This is a genomic window from Pseudomonas sp. LBUM1670 (assembly GCF_059695695.1).
In genome coordinates this window covers 2,045,971-2,066,473 of record NZ_CP166783.1, presented here as the reverse complement: position 1 = coordinate 2,066,473, position 20,503 = coordinate 2,045,971, and the positions used below count along the sequence as shown (strand labels likewise).

15 protein-coding genes are annotated in these 20,503 nt (G+C 59.2%); 5 read left to right on the top strand and 10 right to left on the bottom strand.

Annotation, left to right across the window (positions count from 1 at the left end; genetic code table 11):
- Positions 1 to 53: 53 nt before the first annotated feature.
- The gene (locus tag ACA073_RS09380; protein WP_497403018.1) at positions 54 to 1,517 is read right to left on the bottom strand and encodes a glyceraldehyde-3-phosphate dehydrogenase; all 1,464 of its coding nucleotides are present in this window, start codon (positions 1,515 to 1,517) and stop codon (positions 54 to 56) included.
- Positions 1,518 to 1,879: 362 nt separating this feature from the next.
- Here ACA073_RS09380 and mfd point away from each other — a divergent pair, with 362 nt between their 5' ends.
- The 3 genes from mfd to ACA073_RS09365 are packed head-to-tail and all read left to right on the top strand — an operon-like array spanning position 1,880 to position 8,608.
- Complete coding sequence (gene mfd, locus ACA073_RS09375; protein ID WP_497403017.1) at positions 1,880 to 5,329, top strand: transcription-repair coupling factor; 3,450 nt, start codon at positions 1,880 to 1,882, stop codon at positions 5,327 to 5,329.
- A gap of 10 nt (positions 5,330 to 5,339) precedes the next feature.
- Positions 5,340 to 5,906, top strand: coding sequence for a CsiV family protein (locus ACA073_RS09370; protein WP_497403016.1), 567 nt, complete (start codon positions 5,340 to 5,342; stop codon positions 5,904 to 5,906).
- Between the two features lie 11 nt (positions 5,907 to 5,917).
- Positions 5,918 to 8,608, top strand: a complete 2,691-nt coding sequence (locus tag ACA073_RS09365; protein ID WP_497403015.1) for an SNF2-related protein — start codon at positions 5,918 to 5,920, stop codon at positions 8,606 to 8,608.
- A gap of 137 nt (positions 8,609 to 8,745) precedes the next feature.
- Here the strand turns inward: ACA073_RS09365 and ACA073_RS09360 are convergent, their stop codons facing one another.
- The 3 genes from ACA073_RS09360 to ACA073_RS09350 all read right to left on the bottom strand — a co-directional run bounded on the left by ACA073_RS09360 (position 8,746) and on the right by ACA073_RS09350 (position 11,372).
- Positions 8,746 to 9,483 carry an S-methyl-5'-thioinosine phosphorylase gene (locus ACA073_RS09360; RefSeq protein WP_007991412.1) on the bottom strand — a complete coding sequence of 246 codons (738 nt, stop codon included), beginning with the start codon at positions 9,481 to 9,483 and terminating at the stop codon, positions 8,746 to 8,748.
- A 12-nt stretch (positions 9,484 to 9,495) separates the two neighbouring features.
- On the bottom strand, positions 9,496 to 10,494 hold the full coding sequence (gene nagZ, locus ACA073_RS09355) for a beta-N-acetylhexosaminidase (RefSeq protein WP_497404034.1): 999 nt from the start codon (positions 10,492 to 10,494) through the stop codon (positions 9,496 to 9,498).
- Between the two features lie 170 nt (positions 10,495 to 10,664).
- A complete protein-coding gene (locus tag ACA073_RS09350) occupies positions 10,665 to 11,372 on the bottom strand; it encodes a TetR/AcrR family transcriptional regulator (protein WP_497403014.1) in 708 nt (235 codons plus the stop codon).
- 228 nt (positions 11,373 to 11,600) lie between these two features.
- Between ACA073_RS09350 and lexA the strand changes: the two genes are divergently transcribed.
- Both lexA and sulA read left to right on the top strand, forming a co-directional pair.
- Positions 11,601 to 12,209, top strand: a complete 609-nt coding sequence (gene lexA / locus ACA073_RS09345; protein WP_007944149.1) for a transcriptional repressor LexA — start codon at positions 11,601 to 11,603, stop codon at positions 12,207 to 12,209.
- Positions 12,210 to 12,220: 11 nt separating this feature from the next.
- Positions 12,221 to 12,694 (top strand): SOS-induced cell division inhibitor SulA, encoded by a 474-nt coding sequence (sulA, locus tag ACA073_RS09340; protein ID WP_461951040.1) that lies wholly within the window; start codon positions 12,221 to 12,223, stop codon positions 12,692 to 12,694.
- A gap of 86 nt (positions 12,695 to 12,780) precedes the next feature.
- On the opposite strand, the gene ACA073_RS09335 is transcribed toward sulA, so the two are convergent.
- From ACA073_RS09335 to fadB, 6 genes are all read right to left on the bottom strand, one after another.
- Complete coding sequence (locus ACA073_RS09335) at positions 12,781 to 13,014, bottom strand: hypothetical protein (protein ID WP_214381987.1); 234 nt, start codon at positions 13,012 to 13,014, stop codon at positions 12,781 to 12,783.
- Between the two features lie 156 nt (positions 13,015 to 13,170).
- The gene (locus tag ACA073_RS09330) at positions 13,171 to 13,695 is read right to left on the bottom strand and encodes a DUF6586 family protein (RefSeq protein ID WP_497403013.1); all 525 of its coding nucleotides are present in this window, start codon (positions 13,693 to 13,695) and stop codon (positions 13,171 to 13,173) included.
- Between the two features lie 155 nt (positions 13,696 to 13,850).
- Positions 13,851 to 16,478, bottom strand: a complete 2,628-nt coding sequence (gene topA, locus ACA073_RS09325) for a type I DNA topoisomerase (RefSeq protein ID WP_497403012.1) — start codon at positions 16,476 to 16,478, stop codon at positions 13,851 to 13,853.
- Between the two features lie 114 nt (positions 16,479 to 16,592).
- The gene (locus tag ACA073_RS09320) at positions 16,593 to 16,829 is read right to left on the bottom strand and encodes a DUF1653 domain-containing protein (RefSeq protein WP_150582100.1); all 237 of its coding nucleotides are present in this window, start codon (positions 16,827 to 16,829) and stop codon (positions 16,593 to 16,595) included.
- Between the two features lie 99 nt (positions 16,830 to 16,928).
- Positions 16,929 to 18,104 (bottom strand): acetyl-CoA C-acyltransferase FadA, encoded by a 1,176-nt coding sequence (gene fadA, locus ACA073_RS09315; RefSeq protein ID WP_497403011.1) that lies wholly within the window; start codon positions 18,102 to 18,104, stop codon positions 16,929 to 16,931.
- Positions 18,105 to 18,133: 29 nt separating this feature from the next.
- On the bottom strand, positions 18,134 to 20,281 hold the full coding sequence (fadB, locus tag ACA073_RS09310; protein ID WP_497403010.1) for a fatty acid oxidation complex subunit alpha FadB: 2,148 nt from the start codon (positions 20,279 to 20,281) through the stop codon (positions 18,134 to 18,136).
- Positions 20,282 to 20,503: the final 222 nt, after the last annotated feature.

Genomic DNA, 20,503 nt, shown 5'->3' with positions numbered 1-20,503 from the left:
ACAAACAAAAACGCCCCGACCAAAGTCGGGGCGTTTTCATGTGCAGCTAAGGCTTAGCGCGGGAATGCTGGCGGGTTTACACCGGCCATGTCTTCCATCACGCGAACCACCTGGCAGCTGTAACCGAATTCGTTGTCGTACCAAACGTACAGAACAACGCGGTTGTCTTGGGTGATGGTTGCTTCAGCATCCACAACGCCAGCGTGGCGCGAGCCAACGAAGTCGGTGGAAACCACTTCCTGCGAATTGACGTAGTCGATTTGCTTATGCAGATCGGAGTGCAACGCCATGTAGCGCAGGTACTCGTTCATCTCTTCGCGGGTAGCGGCTTTCTCAAGGTTGAGGTTGAGAATGGCCATCGACACGTTTGGCGTCGGAACACGGATCGCGTTACCGGTCAGCTTGCCGGCCAGCTCAGGCAAAGCCTTGGCAGCAGCAGTGGCAGCACCGGTCTCGGTGATCACCATGTTCAGCGCGGCGCTACGGCCACGGCGATCGCCCTTGTGGAAGTTGTCGATCAGGTTCTGGTCGTTGGTGTACGAGTGAACGGTTTCGACGTGACCGTTGATGATGCCGAACTTGTCATTCACAGCCTTGAGCACCGGCACGATGGCGTTGGTGGTGCAGGAAGCGGCGGACACGATCTTGTCGTCAGCGGTGATTTCACCGTGGTTGATGCCGTGAACGATGTTCTTCAGCTTGCCCTTGCCAGGCGCGGTCAGAACAACGCGGTCGATACCCGGGCAGGCCAGATGCTGGCCCAGACCGTCAGCGTCACGCCACACACCAGTGTTGTCCACCAGCAGCGCGTCTTTGATGCCGTACTGGGTGTAATCCACTTCAGTCGGGTTTTTCGCGTAGATAACCTGGATCAGGTTGCCGTTGGCGGTGATGGTGTTGTTGGCTTCATCAATGGTGATGGTGCCATCGAACGGACCATGAACCGAATCACGACGCAGCAGGCTTGCACGCTTGACCAGATCGTTCTCGGCGCCCTTGCGGACAACGATGGCGCGCAGACGCAGGCCGTCGCCGCCACCGGTTTTCTCGATCAGGATGCGCGCCAGCAGACGGCCGATACGACCGAAGCCGTACAGGACAACGTCGGTGCCTTTGCGAGCGGCAGCGTTTTGCTGGCCAACCACGTCAGCCAGTTCTTCACGGACGAACTGCTCGGCCGTACGGCCATTGCCTTCGGCCTTGAACTTGACCGCCAGCTTGCCCAGGTCTACCGAAGCGGCGCCAAGCTTGAGCTCGCTCATGGCCTTGAGCAGCGGGAATGTTTCGTGGACGGACAATTCGCTGTCATCGGACTGGCGATGACGGGCAAAGCGGTGAGCTTTGAGAATCGCGATGACTGAACGATTGATCAGGCTGCGGCCATAGATCGAGCTCACCACGTTGTTATTGCGGTAGAGCTGACCGATAAGCGGAATCATCGCTTCTGCGAGTGCTTCACGGTCGATCCATTCACCAAGACACTGGTCGGGCTTCTGAGTCACGGGAACCTTCCACATGTAGGGGCAGAAAAAAGGGGCTACATTATGCCGCCGACTCCCTCCCGTAGCAATGCGCGCCTGTCGTACGATCCGTAACAAATTGCCGTTCAAAAAAATTACGCGCCGCCGAAGCCCAGTAAAACCGCGGGTTTCAGCGCAGTCAGTTTTTTGGAAACATCGCTGCCGTATCCGTAACCCTCCGTAACACTCGGTCGTTTTGCCACTACATAATCGGCAATTTTCAGTAAAAAACCGGCGTTTTTTGTCTTTACCACTACATTTCGCCAAACCTGCGTAATAGACACATCAGCAACTGACAGGCGGCACCCGGGGCCGCTACAATTACCGACTTTGTCGCAACGCTTGGAGCTCAACCTTCCGTGCCCGTTCTGCGTCTACCGCTTCTCCCTGCCGCGGCAGGTAAACAGCACTGGGGCAACCTGCCCGGTGCCGCCCTGAGCCTGGCCATCGCCGAGGCTGCCAGCGCTGCCAAGCGCTTTACCCTGCTGCTGACCGCCGACAGCCAAAGTGCCGAACGGCTGGAACAGGAGCTGGGTTTCTTCGCCCCGGATTTGCCGGTGCTGCATTTCCCGGACTGGGAAACCCTGCCGTACGATCTGTTTTCGCCACACCAGGACATCATTTCCCAGCGCATCGCTGCCCTTTATCGGTTGCCGGAACTGAGCCATGGCGTGCTGGTGGTGCCGATCACCACGGCCCTGCATCGCCTGGCGCCAACTAAATTCCTGCTCGGCAGCAGCCTTGTTCTGGACGTCGGCCAGAAGCTCGATGTCGAGCAAATGCGCACCCGGCTCGAGGCCAGCGGCTATCGCTACGTCGACACGGTGTACGAGCACGGCGAATTCACCGTCCGCGGCTCGCTGATCGATCTGTTCCCGATGGGCAGTAAACTGCCCTTCAGGATTGATCTGTTCGACGACGAAATCGAGACGCTGCGTACATTCGATCCGGAAAACCAGCGCTCCATCGACAAGGTGGACACCGTTCGCCTGTTGCCGGCTCGCGAGTTTCCGCTGCAAAAAGACGCGGTCACCCGTTTCAAGGCGCGCTTCCGTGAGCGCTTCGATGTCGACTTCCGTCGCTGCCCGATCTTCCAGGATTTGAGCAGCGGGATTACACCGGCGGGTATCGAGTACTACCTGCCGCTGTTCTTCGACGAAACGTCCACGCTGTTCGATTACCTGCCCCAGGACACGCAAGTGTTTTCCCTGCCGGGCATCGAGCAGGCGGCGGAAAACTTCTGGAACGATGTGCGCAACCGTTATGAAGAACGCCGCGTCGACCCCTCTCGTCCTTTATTGCCGCCGGCCGAATTGTTCTTGCCAGTGGAGGATTGCTTTGCCCGCCTGAAGAGCTGGCCGCGTGTGGTGGCCAGTCAGCAGGACGTGGAAACCGGCGTCGGCCGCGAGCGATTCCCGGCGCGAGAGCTGCCGAACCTGGCCATCGAAGCCAAGGCCACGCAGCCATTGGCGGCACTGGCTGGCTTCCTCGACGAGTTCCCCGGTCGCGTGCTGTTTACCGCCGAATCCGCGGGCCGTCGTGAAGTGCTGCTGGAACTGCTGGAACGCCTGAAGCTGCGGCCGAAAACCGTCGACAGCTGGCCGGACTTTGTCGCGAGCAAGGAGCGCCTGGCGATTACCATCGCGCCGCTCGACGAAGGCCTGGTGCTTGACGATCCGGCGCTGGCACTGGTGGCTGAAAGCCCGTTGTTCGGTCAGCGCGTCATGCAACGCCGACGTCGCGAGAAGCGCGCCGACGCCAACAACGACGCCGTGATCAAGAACCTCACCGAGCTGCGCGAAGGCGCGCCGGTGGTGCACATCGATCACGGCGTCGGTCGGTATCTGGGTCTTGCGACACTGGAAATCGACGATCAGGCCGCTGAGTTCCTGACCCTGCAATACGCCGAAGGCGCCAAGCTGTACGTGCCGGTGGCCAACCTGCACTTGATCGCCCGTTATACCGGCAGCGACGATGCGTTGGCTCCGTTGCACCGTCTCGGCTCTGAAACCTGGCAGAAAGCCAAACGCAAAGCCGCCGAACAGGTGCGCGACGTGGCTGCCGAATTGCTCGACATCTATGCCCGCCGTGCTGCCCGCGAAGGCTATGCCTTCGAAGATCCGAAAGCCGACTACGCAACCTTCAGCGCCGGTTTCCCGTTCGAAGAAACCCCGGACCAGCAAACCACCATCGAAGCGGTGCGCGCCGACATGCTCGCACCGAAACCAATGGACCGCCTGGTCTGCGGCGACGTCGGTTTCGGCAAGACCGAAGTGGCGATGCGCGCGGCGTTTATCGCGGTGCACGGCGGTCGTCAGGTCGCCATTCTGGTGCCGACCACCCTGCTCGCCCAGCAGCACTACAACAGTTTCCGCGACCGCTTCGCCGACTGGCCGGTGACCGTGGAAGTGATGAGTCGCTTCAAGTCGACGAAGGAAGTGAACGCTGCCGTCGCCGACCTCGCCGAAGGCAAGATCGACATCGTCATCGGCACGCACAAGCTGCTGCAAGACGATGTGAAGATCAAAAATCTAGGACTGGTGATCATCGACGAAGAACACCGTTTCGGCGTGCGTCAGAAAGAACAGCTCAAGGCCCTGCGCAGCGAAGTCGACATCCTCACGCTTACCGCGACGCCGATTCCACGCACGCTGAACATGGCGGTGTCCGGCATGCGCGACCTGTCGATCATCGCCACGCCGCCGGCCCGTCGCCTGTCGGTGCGGACCTTCGTCATGGAACAGAACAAGAGCACGGTCAAAGAGGCCCTGCTGCGTGAGTTGCTGCGTGGCGGCCAGGTTTACTACCTGCATAACGACGTGAAGACCATCGAGAAGTGCGCCGCCGACCTCGCCGAACTGGTGCCGGAAGCGCGGATCGGCATCGGCCACGGGCAGATGCGCGAACGCGAACTCGAACAGGTGATGAGCGACTTCTACCACAAGCGCTTCAACGTGCTGATCGCCTCGACCATCATCGAGACCGGCATCGACGTGCCGAGCGCCAACACCATCATCATCGAGCGTGCCGACAAATTCGGCCTGGCGCAGTTGCACCAGTTACGCGGCCGCGTCGGTCGCAGTCACCACCAGGCTTACGCGTACCTGCTGACACCGCCGCGCCAGCAAATCACCCCGGATGCAGAAAAGCGTCTGGAAGCGATCGCCAATACCCAGGACCTCGGCGCGGGCTTCGTGCTCGCCACCAACGACCTGGAAATCCGTGGCGCCGGCGAACTGCTGGGCGACGGTCAGAGCGGGCAGATCCAGGCCGTCGGCTTCACCCTGTACATGGAGATGCTCGAGCGCGCGGTGAAGTCGATCCGCAAGGGCGAACAGCCAAACCTCGATCAGCCGCTGGGCGGTGGCCCGGAAGTCAATTTGCGTGTACCGGCATTGATTCCCGAAGACTACTTGCCGGACGTGCATGCCCGACTGATTCTCTACAAACGCATTGCCTCGGCCACCGATGAGGACGGCCTCAAGGACCTGCAAGTGGAGATGATCGATCGTTTCGGCCTGCTGCCGGAACCGACCAAGAACCTGATGCGCATCACCGCGCTGAAGTTGCAGGCCGAAGTGCTGGGCATCAAGAAAGTCGACGGCGGCCCGCAAGGCGGCCGGATCGAGTTCGCCGCGCAGACACCGGTCGATCCGCTGACACTGATCAAACTGATTCAGGGCCAGCCTAAACGCTACAAATTCGAAGGCGCCACGATGTTTAAATTCATGGTCCCGATGGAGCGCCCGGAAGAGCGCTTTAATTCTGTAGAGGCACTGCTTGAATGCCTCATTCCGAAAACTGCTTGAAGGACGCCGCATGCGCCTGTTTCGCTTACTGACTTTGCTGATGACCCTGGCCGCCCCCACGGCGTTTGCCGATGACCTGTATCAGATTGAAATGATTCTGGTCCGGCAAAACGCCGTGCCCGCCATCGTCAGCCGCGCCGCGCCGGAAGACTGGGCTGCCGGCGCCCAGCGCATCAGCCCCGAGAGCCTGCGCACGCCTAGCCTGAATGGCGAAGTGGAAAAACTCACCGCCAGTAACGAATACACGGTGTTGCTGCACAAGGCCTGGCAACAGAACCTTGGCGAAGAAGCCAGCAAAATTGCAATCAGCGATGGCAATGAACAGTTCGGGCAGTTCCCGATCGAGGGCACGCTGAACCTGAAACTGGGCCGCTTCACCGATGTGGACGCCGACTTCTGGGTCAACCAGATCGACGCCAACGGCATGGTCACCGCCAGCGAACGCCTCAAGCAGGAAAGCCACACCAAGAACGGCCAGCTGAACTTCCTCGACAACGGCCACCTCGGCCTGCTGATCAAGATCACCTCGCTCACCGCCCCTGCGCCTCGGCCAGTCCCCGATGAAATTCCGGACTGATTGAAGTCCATATGCCCGCGACCCTGAGCAAACCCCTGGCACCTTCATGGGTCAGTCGATTCAAGGAACAAAGCCTGGAGCGCGGCCGTCGCTACGCGTTGGAGAACCGCGTCAGGATTGTCGAAGTCGGCGACGCGACCATTGCCGCCGCGTGCGAAGGTTCTGGCGGTAACGTTTACCGTCAGACCATTCGCCTGCGAGAGTCAGCCAAAGCCACGCTGCTGATGGTCGATGCCACGTGTACGTGCCCGGTCCGCAGCAACTGCAAACATTGCGCAGCCGTGCTGTTGAAGGTGCAGGAAACCCTCGCCTACCCCGCCGCCGCGCAAGATGCCGACCTGCTGGAAAAACTCCAGGCAGTGCTGGAAAACCGCAGCCCGAAGGCGCCTCCGCAAGTGCTGGTGGACAATGTGCAACCGGTGCCGCGTCTATGGCTGGCAAGCATCGAGTTCAGCGCCTTCGAACCGCGCAACGGCAAGATGCAGCGTTACATTCAGCATCGTGCGGCGCTGTCCTTCAGCTATCTGGATGAATACGTTAGCGGACAGAAAAACGCCGACATCCTGATTCGCCAGGAAACGCAGACATTACGGATAAAACGCCACCCGGAAGTCGAACAGGCCTACAGGGAACAGTTGCGAATTCTCGGTTTCAAGATCGCCACGCGGCAAAGCAAGGCCTTGCCGGAAAGCGCTGGCGAACTCTACGAGATGGTCAACGACAGCGCCTGGCTGACCTTCACCCTCAATGAGCTGCCGAAGCTGCGTACTCAAGGCTGGGAGTTGCAGATCGACGAGGATTTCGGTTTCGACCTGACCGCCGTGGACGACTGGTACGCCACCGTCGAACAGGTGCCGGAGCGTGACTGGTTCGATCTGGAGCTGGGGATCATCGTCAACGGCGAGCGACTTAGCTTGCTCCCCATCCTGCTGAACCTGATGCGCTCCCACACCGAAATCCTCAACCCGGAACGCCTCGCCCGTCGGCGCGACGACGAGCTGATTTTGGTGAACATCCCCAATCGCCCGAACTCCAAATATGGGCCGCTGCAAGTCGCCCTGCCCTTTGGCCGCTTGAAACCGGTACTGGCGACCCTCGGCGAGTTCTACCTGCAGGAACCCGGTGAGACCACGCTGCGCCTGAGCAAGGCCGATGCCATTCGGTTGAACCCGCTGGAAGACATGCCGCTGCTTTGGGAAGGTGGCGAACAGATCCGCACCTTCGCCCAGCGCCTGCGGGACATCAAGGATTACACCGCGACTGCACCGGAAGGCTTGAACGCAACGTTGCGCCCGTATCAGCTGGAAGGCTTGAGCTGGATGCAATCGCTGCGGCAACTGGAAGTCGGCGGGATTCTCGCGGACGACATGGGACTGGGTAAAACCCTACAGACCCTGGCGCATGTTCTCAGTGAGAAAAACGCCGGACGCCTGGACCGGCCGTGCATGGTGGTGATGCCCACCAGCCTGATTCCGAATTGGCTCGACGAAGCGGCGCACTTCACGCCACAACTCAAAGTGCTGGCGCTGTACGGCGCCAGTCGCAAGAAACATTTCGACAATCTGGCCGACTACGACCTGATCCTGACCACCTATGCGCTGCTACCCAAAGACGTCGAACGCCTGGCCGCGCAGCCGTTGCATGTCCTGGTGCTGGACGAAGCGCAGTACATAAAAAACCCCAACAGCAAGGCCGCCCAGGCTGCGCGCGAACTGAATGCGCGCCAGCGTCTGTGCCTGAGCGGTACGCCACTGGAAAACCACCTGGGCGAACTGTGGTCGCTGTTTCACTTCCTGCTGCCCGGCTGGCTCGGCGATGTGAAGAGCTTCAACCGCGATTACCGCGTGCCGATTGAAAAGCGCGCCAGCGAAGTCAGACTTCAGCACCTCAATGGTCGGATCAAACCGTTTCTGTTGCGCAGAACGAAAGAGCAGGTGGCGACCGAGTTGCCGCCGAAGACTGAGATCATTCACTGGGTCGAGCTCAACGAAGCCCAACGCGATGTGTACGAAACCATGCGCCTGGCCATGGACAAGAAGGTGCGCGACGAAATCACCCGCAAGGGCGTGGCGCGCAGCCAGATCATCATTCTTGAGGCACTGCTGAAGCTGCGTCAGGTGTGCTGCGATTTGCGCCTGGTCAACGACGCTGCACTGCCGGCTCGCGGCAGTACTTCGGGCAAGCTCGATAGCCTGATGGAGATGCTGGAGGAGTTGTTCGAGGAAGGCCGGCGGATTCTGCTGTTTTCGCAGTTCACTTCGATGCTCGCGTTAATTGAGGTCGAGTTGAAAAAACGCGGTGTTGAATATGCGTTGTTGACTGGACAGACCCGTGACCGACGCTCTCCGGTGAAAGACTTCCAGAGCGGCAAGCGTCAGATCTTTCTGATCAGCTTGAAGGCAGGTGGTGTAGGCCTGAACCTGACCGAAGCGGATACAGTGATTCATTACGACCCGTGGTGGAACCCGGCGACGGAAAACCAGGCGACTGACCGCGCATACCGCATTGGCCAGGAGAAGCCGGTGTTCGTCTACAAGATGATTGCCCGGGGCACAGTGGAAGAGAAGATTCAGCACCTGCAAAAGGAAAAATCCGACCTGGCGGCCGGCGTGCTCGATGGGCGCAAGACTGGGGACTGGAAGTTGCAGAGTGATGATATTGAGGCGTTGTTTGCGCCGTTGCCGGATAAGCTGGAAAAATAGCGGCGACAGATAGAACGCCTTCGCGAGCAAGCCCGCTCCCACATTAGATTTATGTTGTTCCCGTTAACGTGGGCAAACACAGATCCGATGTGGGAGCGGGCTTGCTCGCGAAGGGCTCGACTCGGTTTATCGACTACTTAACCTTTAAGCACCCGCGCCAACGTCGACTTCACCTTCCCCATCCCGTCGTGCAACGCCTGCTCGATCTCAGCCATCGTGATCACTGCCGTCGACTTGCCCGCCGCCGGGTTCACCACCAGCGCCAGACAGGCGTAATCCAGTTCCAGCTCACGCGCCAATGCCGCTTCCGGCATGCCGGTCATGCCGACGATGTCGCACCCGTCACGCTCCAGACGCGCAATCTCCGCGACCGTTTCCAGACGCGGCCCCTGGGTACACGCGTACACGCCATGACTGCTGTAGCCAACGCCTTCAGCCGCCAACGCCGCGATCAATTGCTGCCGCAGCGGTTCGCTGTAGGGATAGCTGAAGTCGATGTGGGTGACATGCTCCAGGTCATCGGCAAAATAGGTGTGTTCGCGGCCGCTGGTGTAGTCGATCAACTGATGCGGGACGCAGAAATGTCCGGTGCCCATGGCAGCATGAATTCCGCCTACCGCGTTGACCGCAAGGATCGCCTCGGCACCGGCCTGTTTCAATGCCCAGAGGTTGGCGCGGTAGTTCACCTGGTGCGGTGGAAAACGGTGCGGGTGCCCGTGACGCGCAAGGAACAACACTTCCTTGCCGGCGTATTCACCGATCTGCACTTCGGCCGAAGGCGCGCCATAAGGAGTGTCCACCGCCAATGACTGACGAATGCTCAGGCCTTCGAGTTGAGTCAGGCCGGTGCCACCAATAATCGCGTAAACCGTCATAACGTGAAGTCCTTATTCAATCAGTTGAGCGTCTTTAAGCGCGCCAATGGCTGTCAGCCAGCGCGGATCCTGGCGGTATTCAGTGCTGGCGTACGACTGGCCACGCATGCGCGCAATGCGCTCGGACGGCGTGACCTTCAAACGCTGGGCGGCGCTCAAGGCGAGTTCCGCGGCAGCGCGGTCGTTGCACACCAGCCCCATGTCACAACCGGCAGACAACGCGGCTTCGATACGGCTGGCAGCATCACCGACCACATGGGCACCGGCCATCGACAGATCGTCGCTGAAGATAACGCCATCGAATTGCAATTCGCCGCGCAGGATGTCCTGCAACCAGCGCCGGGAGAATCCGGCAGGCTGGGAATCGACTTGTGGGTAGATAACATGAGCGGGCATGACGGCAGCCAGTTGCTTGCTCAACCGGGCGAACGGCACCAGATCGTTGGCGCGGATCTCGTCGAGGCTGCGCTCGTCATTCGGGATCGCGACGTGGGAATCCGCCTCGGCCCAACCGTGGCCGGGGAAGTGTTTGCCGGTGGCGGCCATACCCGCGCCGTTCATGCCACGAATAAATGCACCCGCCAGCAGCGCCGCGCGTTCCGGATCACCTTCGAACGAACGGGTGCCGACCACGGCACTGCGCTGGTAATCCAGATCCAGCACCGGGGCGAAGCTCAGGTCGAGGCCGACGGCCAGTACTTCGGTGGCCATGATCCAGCCGCACTGTTCGGCCAGGTACTCGGCATTCGGATTGTCAGCGATGGCCCGCATGGCCGGCAGTCGCACAAAGCCCTGACGCAAGCGCTGAACCCGACCGCCCTCCTGATCCACTGCCAGCAGCAGATCGGGGCGAATGGCGCGAATCGCGGCGCTCAGCTCGCGCACCTGACGCGGGTGCTCGATGTTGCGGGCAAAAATGATCAGGCCGCCCACTTCGGGCTGGCGCAACAATTGGCGATCTTCAGCCGTCAGCCACGTACCGGCGACGTCCACCATCAACGAGCCTTGCAGGCCAGCAGTCATAGAGATTCCTTGATAACGATAAACCCGGCTCGCACGCATTCGCCGCCCTGGGCTGTGCCCGGCAGGTCGGCGATAAAAATGGGGAGCGGGTTCAGAACGAGAGTCGGCATGGGCGGCTAGCTTAGCGGATGTCAGCTGCCGCGCCCACCCGTGTGCGGTTAAACCTTGGCGGCAACCTGTGTCGATTTGCTGCGCGGACGCAACTGCGCGGTGGCCATGGCCGTGTCGGTCACGCCGGTTTCGGCACGCATGCCGGCCGCCAGGAACGGCACCATCAGGCGCATCACCTGCTCGATGGAAGTGTTGACGCCGAAATCGGTTTCGGCAATCGCGCGCAAGGCCTTGATACCAGACATGCTGAACGCCGCAGCACCCAGCATGAAGTGCACACGCCAGAACAGCTCGATCGGCGGAATGCGCGGCGCGGCTTCGTTGACCAACATCATGTAGCGGCGGAACACCTTGCCGTACATATCTTCGAGATACCGCCGCAAGTGACCCTGGCTCTGGCTGAATGCCAGTCCCAGCAATCGCATGAAGATGGAGAGATCGTTGCCGCTGCGTGGCTGCACCACCATGGCTTGCTCGACGAGGATTTCCAGCAATTCTTCGAGTGTCGGCTTGTTCTCGGGCTTGGCCTGGCGCCGCTCCAGCTCTTTATCGAGACTCAGGCAAAACGGTCCGAGAAAGCGCGAGAAGACGGCTTGAATCAGCGCCTTTTTCGAGCCGAAGTGATAGTTCACAGCCGCCAGATTGACACCGGCCTTGCTGGTGATCAAACGCAACGAGGTTTCAGCAAAACCTTTTTCCGCGAACAACTGCTCGGCAGCATCGAGAATGCGTTCAACGGTTTCCGACTGGGCCATGGCTACTCCGCATGACAAACACTTGTTTGAAACATACGTTTCAGCCCAGGCCTTGTCAAGCCTGGAGGTTCGTTTGGGAATGGTCCGTCAGCTATTTAACCATAGATCTGCGACGTGTTAATCCGCGTGCTGATTGACCGTCTGGCGGCCGGCAAAAAAAGGGGCATTGCCAAGATGCTTTCACTGTATATAATCCCAGTCACTGTATAAAAAGACAGAGCGATCAATATGCTAAAGCTGACGCCACGCCAAGCCGAGATTCTGGCCTTCATCAAACGCTGCCTGGAAGACAACGGCTACCCGCCAACCCGCGCGGAAATCGCTCAGGAACTGGGTTTCAAGTCGCCCAACGCGGCAGAAGAACATCTCAAGGCACTCGCCCGTAAAGGCGCCATCGAGATGACGCCAGGCGCCTCCCGCGGCATCCGCATCCCCGGCTTCGAAGCCAAGGCAGACGAGTCCACCCTGCCGATCATTGGCCGAGTCGCTGCCGGTGCACCGATCCTTGCCCAGCAGCACATCGAAGAGTCCTGCAACATCAATCCTGCGTTCTTCCATCCTCGTGCTGACTATTTACTGCGCGTTCATGGCATGAGCATGAAGGACGTGGGCATTTTCGACGGCGACCTGCTGGCCGTCCATACCACCCGCGAAGCCCGCAACGGCCAGATCGTGGTGGCGCGTATCGGCGACGAAGTAACGGTCAAACGCTTCAAGCGTGACGGCAGCAAAGTCTGGCTGATTGCCGAAAACCCTGAATTCGCCCCTATCGAAGTGAACCTGAAAGATCAGGAACTGGTGATCGAAGGCTTGAGTGTCGGCGTCATTCGCCGCTAAAAGGAGGCTTTATGCAGTTCCCACACACATCACAGCAAGCCCAACTGCCGTTGTTCGAGGCTTTCATGGTGCAGCCGATGGCGCCGATTCTGAAAGACGTGGTCGAGTCGCCCTGGAGCGCCGAACCTGAAGTCTTCAGTGAGCTGTCACTGCGTGGTGCTGCCGGGAACTGCCTGAATCTTCTGGCACCGATCCTCAGGGAGTTGAGCGAGGATCAGGACGCGCGCTGGCTGACACTGATCGCCCCGCCCGCCAGCCTGACACAAACCTGGTTGCGAGACGCCGGCCTGAATCGTGAACGTATTCTGCTGCTGCAACCGCGCGGCACCCAGAGCGCACAACAGTTGACCTGCGAAGCCTTGCGACTGGGCCGCAGCCACACTGTCGTCAGCTGGCTCAATCCATTGAGCACCACGTCACGGCAACAGTTGATCAGCGCCGCCCGGATCGGGGACGCACAAAGCCTGAATATTCGACTGGGTTAAATGAAGAGTGCGCTGAGCAACGCGGGGCTTCTCCAAGGATAGAGAAGCCGATCAATAGCGGTATCAGTTAAATGCGACGAACGGGATCAATGAAGGACCCGAGCACTCTCATCGGTATTGAAATCGCCTTCAACCAGGCGACCGGCCATCTGAACACCTACGCTCAACATCGCCTTGGCGACTTCCACGTGTTGGCCTTGCAGGAACGCCTTGGCATCCTCGGAGAAATCCAAAGTAACCAGAGAACCCTCGTCCTCAGCCCTGCGCAGCTCGATTCGGCCGTCTGGTAACTCGACAATTTCTAGAAAGGACGTTGGCATAAAGGTCTGTTCTCCACGAAAGGCGGGGATTATATAGGCATCGGCCAGGCTTCGCTCGGGATCTTGACCAGATGCCACTACAAAGCGAAATTTCTGACAGCACGCTCATCCCTGAACAGACAGCCTCTCGCAACCGTCCGTCGAACACTCAATCCTTCAGCACTCGTTCAAGCCTTCGCGAAACCGGATCGCCAGACCTTTGAGGTTCTGACGCCAACTCTCCAGCTCTTCCCGGCTCAACGCTTCGGGCGCGTCTTCTTCATCCAGGTTAACGGCTAGGATCAACGGCTGTGTCACGTCGCCCTTGGGTTTGTGCGGTGCGCGGGGCGGCTGAAACAGTGCCGCATGCGCTGACAGCAGCTTGGCCAGCCAGGTTTCGGGGTTCTGCGCCAGTTCGACCATCTCGGCCATTTCAGGAATGGCGATGGTTTCCAGTACCTCCCGGGTCAGCAGCATTTCCGCCCGAGGCGCACTGGCCTGCGGCAAGCGATAGAAACCAGCGATTTCATGGCACAGCCCGAGCAACGCGCCGTACAAGTGAAACAACGCCGATTCGCGTCCGGCCTGAATCAGCGCCAGGGAATTCATCGCCCGCCCCTCTTCGGCCTTAGCTAGTGCTTCCAGCGACAGACCGGCGAAATAAATCTTCTGGTTGGTACGGGTATAGAGTTCGTGGGCCATGACGGCAGCCTCCACAACGAAATAATTGCTTCACGCAGGTCATGTAGGAGCGAGCTTGCTCGCGAAGGACGTCAACGATAACGCGGGATGCCTGACACCCCGCGGCGCTCTCAGGTTCATCGCGAGCGAGCTCGCTCCTACAAGGTCTTGCGATTTTAAGCCTTCGCAGCCGGTCGCTTGTCCTCGACCTTCCATTTGCCACCATCATAGAACGCTTTCCAGCCAGTCGGCTTACCGTCGACTTCTGTCTGAACGTACTGCTCTTTGGTTTTGCGGCTGTAGCGGATCACCGCCGGGAGGCCATCCGGATCTTTCTTCGGCGCTTCACAGAGGAAATGATACTTCGGATCGATTTCATCCTTGTGCGGCACAATTTCCATGACCAGCGGAGCACGGGTCTCGCGGTTTTTCGGGAACTGGCTCGCCGCCAGGAACAGGCCGGAAGCACCGTCGCGCAGGATATAAGTGTCGTTGACCTTTTCGCATTTCAGCTCAGGCATCTTCACCGGATCCATTTTCGGCGGCGCCGCGTCACCGCTTTTCAACAGTTTGCGGGTGTTCTTGCACGTTGCGTTGGTGCAACCGAAGAACTTGCCGAAACGGCCCGTCTTGAGTTGCATCTCGCTGCCACACTTGTCGCATTCCAGGCTCGGACCTTCATAGCCCTTGATGCGATAGGTGCCCTCTTCGATTTCGTAGCCATCGCAATCCGGGTTGTTACCGCAGATGTGCAGCTTGCGCTTCTCGTCGAGCAGGTAAGCGTCCATCGCGGTGCTGCAGATCGGGCAACGATGCTTGCCGCGCAGAACCAGCGACTCCGATTCACCCTCGTCGTCCGCCGCGATTTCATCGCCCGGCACCAGGTTGACGGTGGCCTTGCAGCGCTCTTTCGGCGGCAGGCTGTAACCCGAGCAACCGAGGAATACGCCGGTCGATGCGGTACGAATCTGCATCGGACGGCCACAGGTCAGGCACGGAATGTCAGTCATTACCGGCTGGTTGGCACGCATGCCGCTTTCCGGGCTTTCGGCTACTTCGAGCTTTTTCTTGAAGTCGCCGTAGAACTCGTCCAGCACGTTTTTCCAGTCGCGTTCGCCTTGGGCCACGTCATCGAGGTGCTCTTCCATGCCGGCGGTAAAGCCGTAGTCCATGAGATTGGAGAAGCTCTCGGACAGACGCTCGGTGACGATGTCACCCATCTTTTCCGAATAGAAACGACGGTTGTGCAGCGCCACGTAGCCGCGGTCCTGGATGGTCGAAATGATCGCCGCATAGGTCGAAGGACGACCGATACCGCGTTTTTCCATTTCTTTAACCAGGCTCGCTTCCGAATAACGCGCCGGTGGCTTGGTGAAGTGCTGGGTCGGATCAAGCTTGATCAGCTTCATCGCGTCGCCCTGGGCCATGTCCGGCAGCACGTCGTCATCGCCAGGCTTGGCGATTTGCGGCATGACGCGGGTGTAACCGTCAAACTTCAGGATACGGCCCTTGGCGCGCAGCTCGAAGTCGCCGGCACCCACGGTGACCGTGGTCGACAGGTATTGCGCCGGCAGCATCTGGCAAGCGAGGAACTGGCGCCAGATCAGCTCGTAGAGCCGCTCTGCATCTCGTTCCATGCCCGACAGCTTGCTTGGCTCGGTGTTGGCGTCGGACGGACGAATCGCTTCGTGAGCCTCTTGTGCGCCTTCCTTGCTGCTGTAGACGTTCGGGGTTTCCGGCAGGTACTTCTTGCCGAATTCGCCTTCAATATAAGTACGCGCCATCGTCACGGCATCGGCCGAGAGGTTGGTGGAGTCGGTACGCATATAAGTGATGTAGCCGGCTTCGTACAAACGCTGGGCCATCATCATGGTTTTCTTCACGCCGAAACCCAGGCGGTTACTCGCAGCCTGTTGCAGGGTGGACGTGATGAACGGTGCCGACGGCTTGCTGCTGGTCGGTTTGTCTTCGCGCTTGACGATGCTGTAGCTGGAAGCCTTGAGCTTCTCCAGCGCGGCCATGGCCTGGGCTTCGTTCAGCGGCTTGAAAGCTTCACCCTTCTCGCGAGCCACGTCGAAGCGCACGGTTGCGCCCTTGGCGGTGCCGAGGTCAGCGTGGACTTCCCAGTACTCTTCCGGGTTGAACGCACGGATTTCGCGCTCACGCTCAACCACCAGCTTCACGGCAACCGATTGCACGCGACCGGCGGACAGGCCACGGGCGATCTTGGCCCACAGCAGCGGCGAAACCATGTAACCCACCACGCGGTCGAGGAAACGACGCGCCTGCTGGGCGTTGACACGGTCGATGTCCAGCTCGCCCGGCTTGGAGAAGGCTTCCTGAATCGCCTTCTTGGTGATTTCGTTGAACACCACGCGCTTGTAGCGGCTGTCGTCACCACCAATGGCTTCGCGCAGGTGCCAGGCAATGGCTTCCCCCTCGCGATCCAAGTCGGTTGCGAGATAGATGGTGTCAGCATCCTTGGCGAGCCGGCGCAACTCTTCGATGACCTTTTCCTTGCCCGGGAGGATCTCGTACTTGGCTTTCCAGCCATGATCGGGATCGACACCCATGCGCGAGACCAGCTGCTTGCGCGCTTTCTCTTTCGGCGTGAGCACCGGACCTTCACCCGCGGCGGCCTTGCCGCGCTTGGCGGCTGGCTCTTTGCTGGCGCTAGCCGAACCGCTGGTGGGCAGGTCTCGGATATGGCCGATACTCGACTTCACCACGTATTGGTTACCCAGATACTTGTTGATGGTCTTGGCCTTAGCCGGGGATTCCACAATGACCAGCGATTTGCCCATGGATCAGAAAATTCCTGAATTCTAGAAGTGAAAGGCGGTTGGCGCCTGACGCGGCACCGCTGTATATAGTGGCTACAAGGTGAGGTCAAGCGCAGGGTTTTGCGCGCACTCAGCTTATGGCTTCGAAAAAAGGCTCGGTTCGGCTTGCACCAAAGCAAAGCGCGGCACCTGTTCGCCGTCAACCTCGACCGACTCCAGGAACATGCTCAAGGGACGTACCCAAAAGCCGTAATCGCCATACAGGGCTTGGTAGAAGACCACTTCTTCTTCGGTTTCCGAATGCTGCGCAATGCTGAATACGCGGTACTGCGGACCTTTGTAATGTTGGTAGAGCCCAGGTTGTATCGGCATGCTTTGGCCCTCACTCAAATCTTTTCAAAATAAAAACAAAAATAATTCCGGAAAAACAAAAACCGGGGCACTTGGCCCCGGCTTCCTTCAACGAAACGCTTAAACGCGTTCGAAGACGGTGGTGATGCCTTGGCCGAGACCAACGCACATGGTAGCCACCCCGAAGGTGCCGCCATTCTGCTTCATCACGTTCAGCAAAGTGCCGGAGATACGCGCACCGGAGCAACCGAACGGGTGACCCAGAGCGATCGCGCCGCCGTGCAGGTTAACCTTCTCGTTCATCTTGTCGAGCACTTTCAGATCTTTCAGCACTGGCAGGGCCTGTGCGGCGAAAGCTTCGTTGAGCTCGAAGAAGTCGATATCGTTGATGCCAAGGCCCGCGCGCTTCAGTGCTTTCTGTGTGGACGGTACTGGACCATAGCCCATGATTGCCGGATCCACACCTGCCACTGCCATCGAGCGAATCACCGCCAGAGGCTGAATGCCCAGGTCCTGTGCACGCTGCGCCGACATCACGATCATGCACGAAGCACCATCAGTGATTTGCGACGAAGTACCGGCCGTCACGGTGCCGCCCTTCGGGTTAAACGCTGGCTTCAACGCCGCCAGGCTTTCCAGGGTGGTTTCCGGACGAATGGTTTCGTCGTAGTCGAACAGTTTCAGGAAACCGTTCTCGTCGTAGCCCTGCATCGGGATGATTTCGTCTTTGAACTTGCCTTCCAAGGTCGCCTTGTGGGCGAGTTGGTGGGAGCGCACGCCGAAAGCATCCTGTTGCTCGCGAGTGATGCCGTGCATTTTGCCAAGCATTTCAGCGGTCAGGCCCATCATGCCCGAGGCTTTCGCCGCGTACAGCGACATGTGCGGGTTCGGATCGACACCGTGCATCATGCTCACGTGGCCCATGTGCTCGACGCCGCCGACGACGAACACGTCACCGTTGCCGGTCATGATCGCTTGCGCAGCAGTGTGCAGAGCGCTCATCGACGAGCCACACAGACGGCTGACGGTCTGGCCGGCGGCAGTGTGCGGGATCTGGGTCATCAACGAAGCCATGCGGGCGATGTTCCAGCCCTGCTCCAGGGTCTGGTTCACACAGCCCCAGATCACGTCTTCGACTTCGTTCGGGTCGACCTTGACGTTGCGTTCCAGCAATTTGCTGATCAGGTGCGCCGACATGTCTTCGGCGCGGGTGTTACGGTGCATGCCGCCCTTGGAGCGGCCCATCGGAGTACGACCGAAGTCGACAATCACGACGTCTCTAGGATTCAAGCTCATATATTCACTCTCACTCTAGTTGGGGGCGCTTAACCGAAGAAGCTCTGGCCGTTCTGGGCCATTTCACGCAGCTTCGCGGTCGGGTGGTACAGCGCGCCCAAATCAGCGTACTGGTCAGCCAGGGCAACGAACTCTGCCACACCGATCGAATCGATGTAGCGCAGCGCACCGCCACGGAATGGAGGGAAACCGATACCGTAGACCAGACCCATGTCGGCTTCGGCAGCGGTTTCGACGATGCCGTCTTCCAGGCAACGCACGGTTTCCATGCACAGCGGGATCATCATCCAGTTGATGATGTCTTCGTCAGTGACTTCGCGCTGTTCGAAAACGATCGGCTTGAGCACTTCCAGCACCGACGGATCGGCGACTTTCTTCTGCTTGCCCTTCTTGTCGGTCTCGTAGGCGTAGAAGCCCTTGCCATTCTTCTGGCCCAGGCGCTTGGCTTCGTACAGCACGTCGATAGCCGAGCGACGGTCGTCTTTCATGCGGTCCGGGAAGCCTTCAGCCATCACGTCACGACCGTGGTGGCCGGTGTCGATGCCGACCACGTCCATCAGGTACGCCGGGCCCATTGGCCAGCCGAATTTTTCCATGACCTTGTCGATACGGACGAAGTCCACACCGGCGCTGACCAGTCTGGCGAAACCGCCGAAGTACGGGAACAGTACACGGTTGACCAGGAAGCCCGGGCAGTCGTTGACGACGATCGGGTTCTTGCCCATTTTCTTGGCGTAGGCAACGGTGGTGGCAACGGCCAGCTCGCTGGACTTCTCGCCACGGATCACTTCAACCAGCGGCATCATGTGCACCGGGTTGAAGAAGTGCATGCCGACGAAATTTTCCGGACGCTTGAGGGCCTTGGCCAACAAGGTGATGGAAATGGTCGAGGTGTTGGACGCGAGGATGGTGTCCTCTTTGACCTTGTCTTCGACTTCGGCCAGAACGGCTTGCTTGACCTTAGGGTTCTCGACGACAGCTTCGACAACCAGGTCGACGTGACCGAAGTCGCCGTAGGACAGGGTTGGACGAATGCCGTTGAGGATTTCAGCCATTTTCGCCGCGGTCATGCGACCTTTATCAACGCGGCTCACCAGCAGCTTGGCGGCTTCAGCCAGGCCTTGCTCGATGCCGTGCTCGTTGATGTCCTTCATCAGGATCGGCGTGCCTTTGGAGGCCGACTGATAAGCGATACCGCCACCCATGATGCCGGCGCCCAATACGGCAGCCTGCTTCACGTCTTTGGCGATTTCGTCGTAGGCCTTGGCCTTTTTCTTCAATTCCTGATCGTTCAGGAACAGACCGATCAAGCTCTGCGCGGCAGAGGTCTTGGCCAGTTTGACGAAACCGGCGGCTTCGACTTCCAGCGCTTTGTCGCGACCGAAGTTCGCGGCTTTCTGGATGGTCTTGATCGCTTCAACCGGCGCCGGGTAGTTCGGGCCAGCCTGACCGGCCACGAAACCTTTGGCGGTTTCGAAAGCCATCATTTGCTCGATGGCGTTCAGCTTGAGTTTCTCAAGCTTCGGCTGACGCTTGGCCTTGTAATCAAACTCGCCGGAGATGGCGCGCTTGACCAGTTCCAGAGCGGCTTCCTGCAGTTTCTCAGGGGCAACCACGGCATCGACGGCGCCGACTTTCAGCGCGTCTTCAGGACGGTTTTCCTTGCCGGCGGCAATCCACTCGATGGCGTTGTCGGCACCGATGATGCGCGGCAGGCGAACAGTACCGCCGAAGCCCGGGTAGATGCCCAGTTTGACTTCCGGCAGACCGATCTTGGCCTTGGTGGACATGACGCGGTAGTCCGCCGCCAGGCACATTTCCAGACCGCCACCCAGGGCGATGCCGTTGATTGCGGCGACAGTCGGGACGTTGAGGTCTTCGAAATCGCTGAAAATCCTGTTGGCTTCGAGGTTACCTGCAACAAGCTCTGCATCCGGCAGCTTGAAGTTCTCGACGAATTCGGTGATGTCGGCGCCGACGATGAACACGTCCTTGCCGCTGCTGACGATCACACCCTTGATCGAAGCATCTGCCTTGATGGTGTCTACGGCCTGACGCAGTTCGCTCAGGGTTAGACGGTTGAACTTGTTGACGGACTCACCCTTGAGGTCGAATTTCAATTCGACAATGCCACTTTCAAGGGCTTTAACCGTGATGGCTTTACCTTCGTAAATCATCAACTGATCTCCACGATATGGAAGCTGAACAGTACACGTCGGACGCAGATGAATGGCTCGGCAGGACGTTATCGTCGATGCTACGCCAATCCACCCGGCACACCCGCCAACGCGATAGTCGGGGTTCTGTAGGAACGGTCTGCAATGCAAACGCTCAATTCATACGCCCGTTTGATTTGGGGCACACCACCTTCACGGAATTTCCGACAATTGTCAATCGCA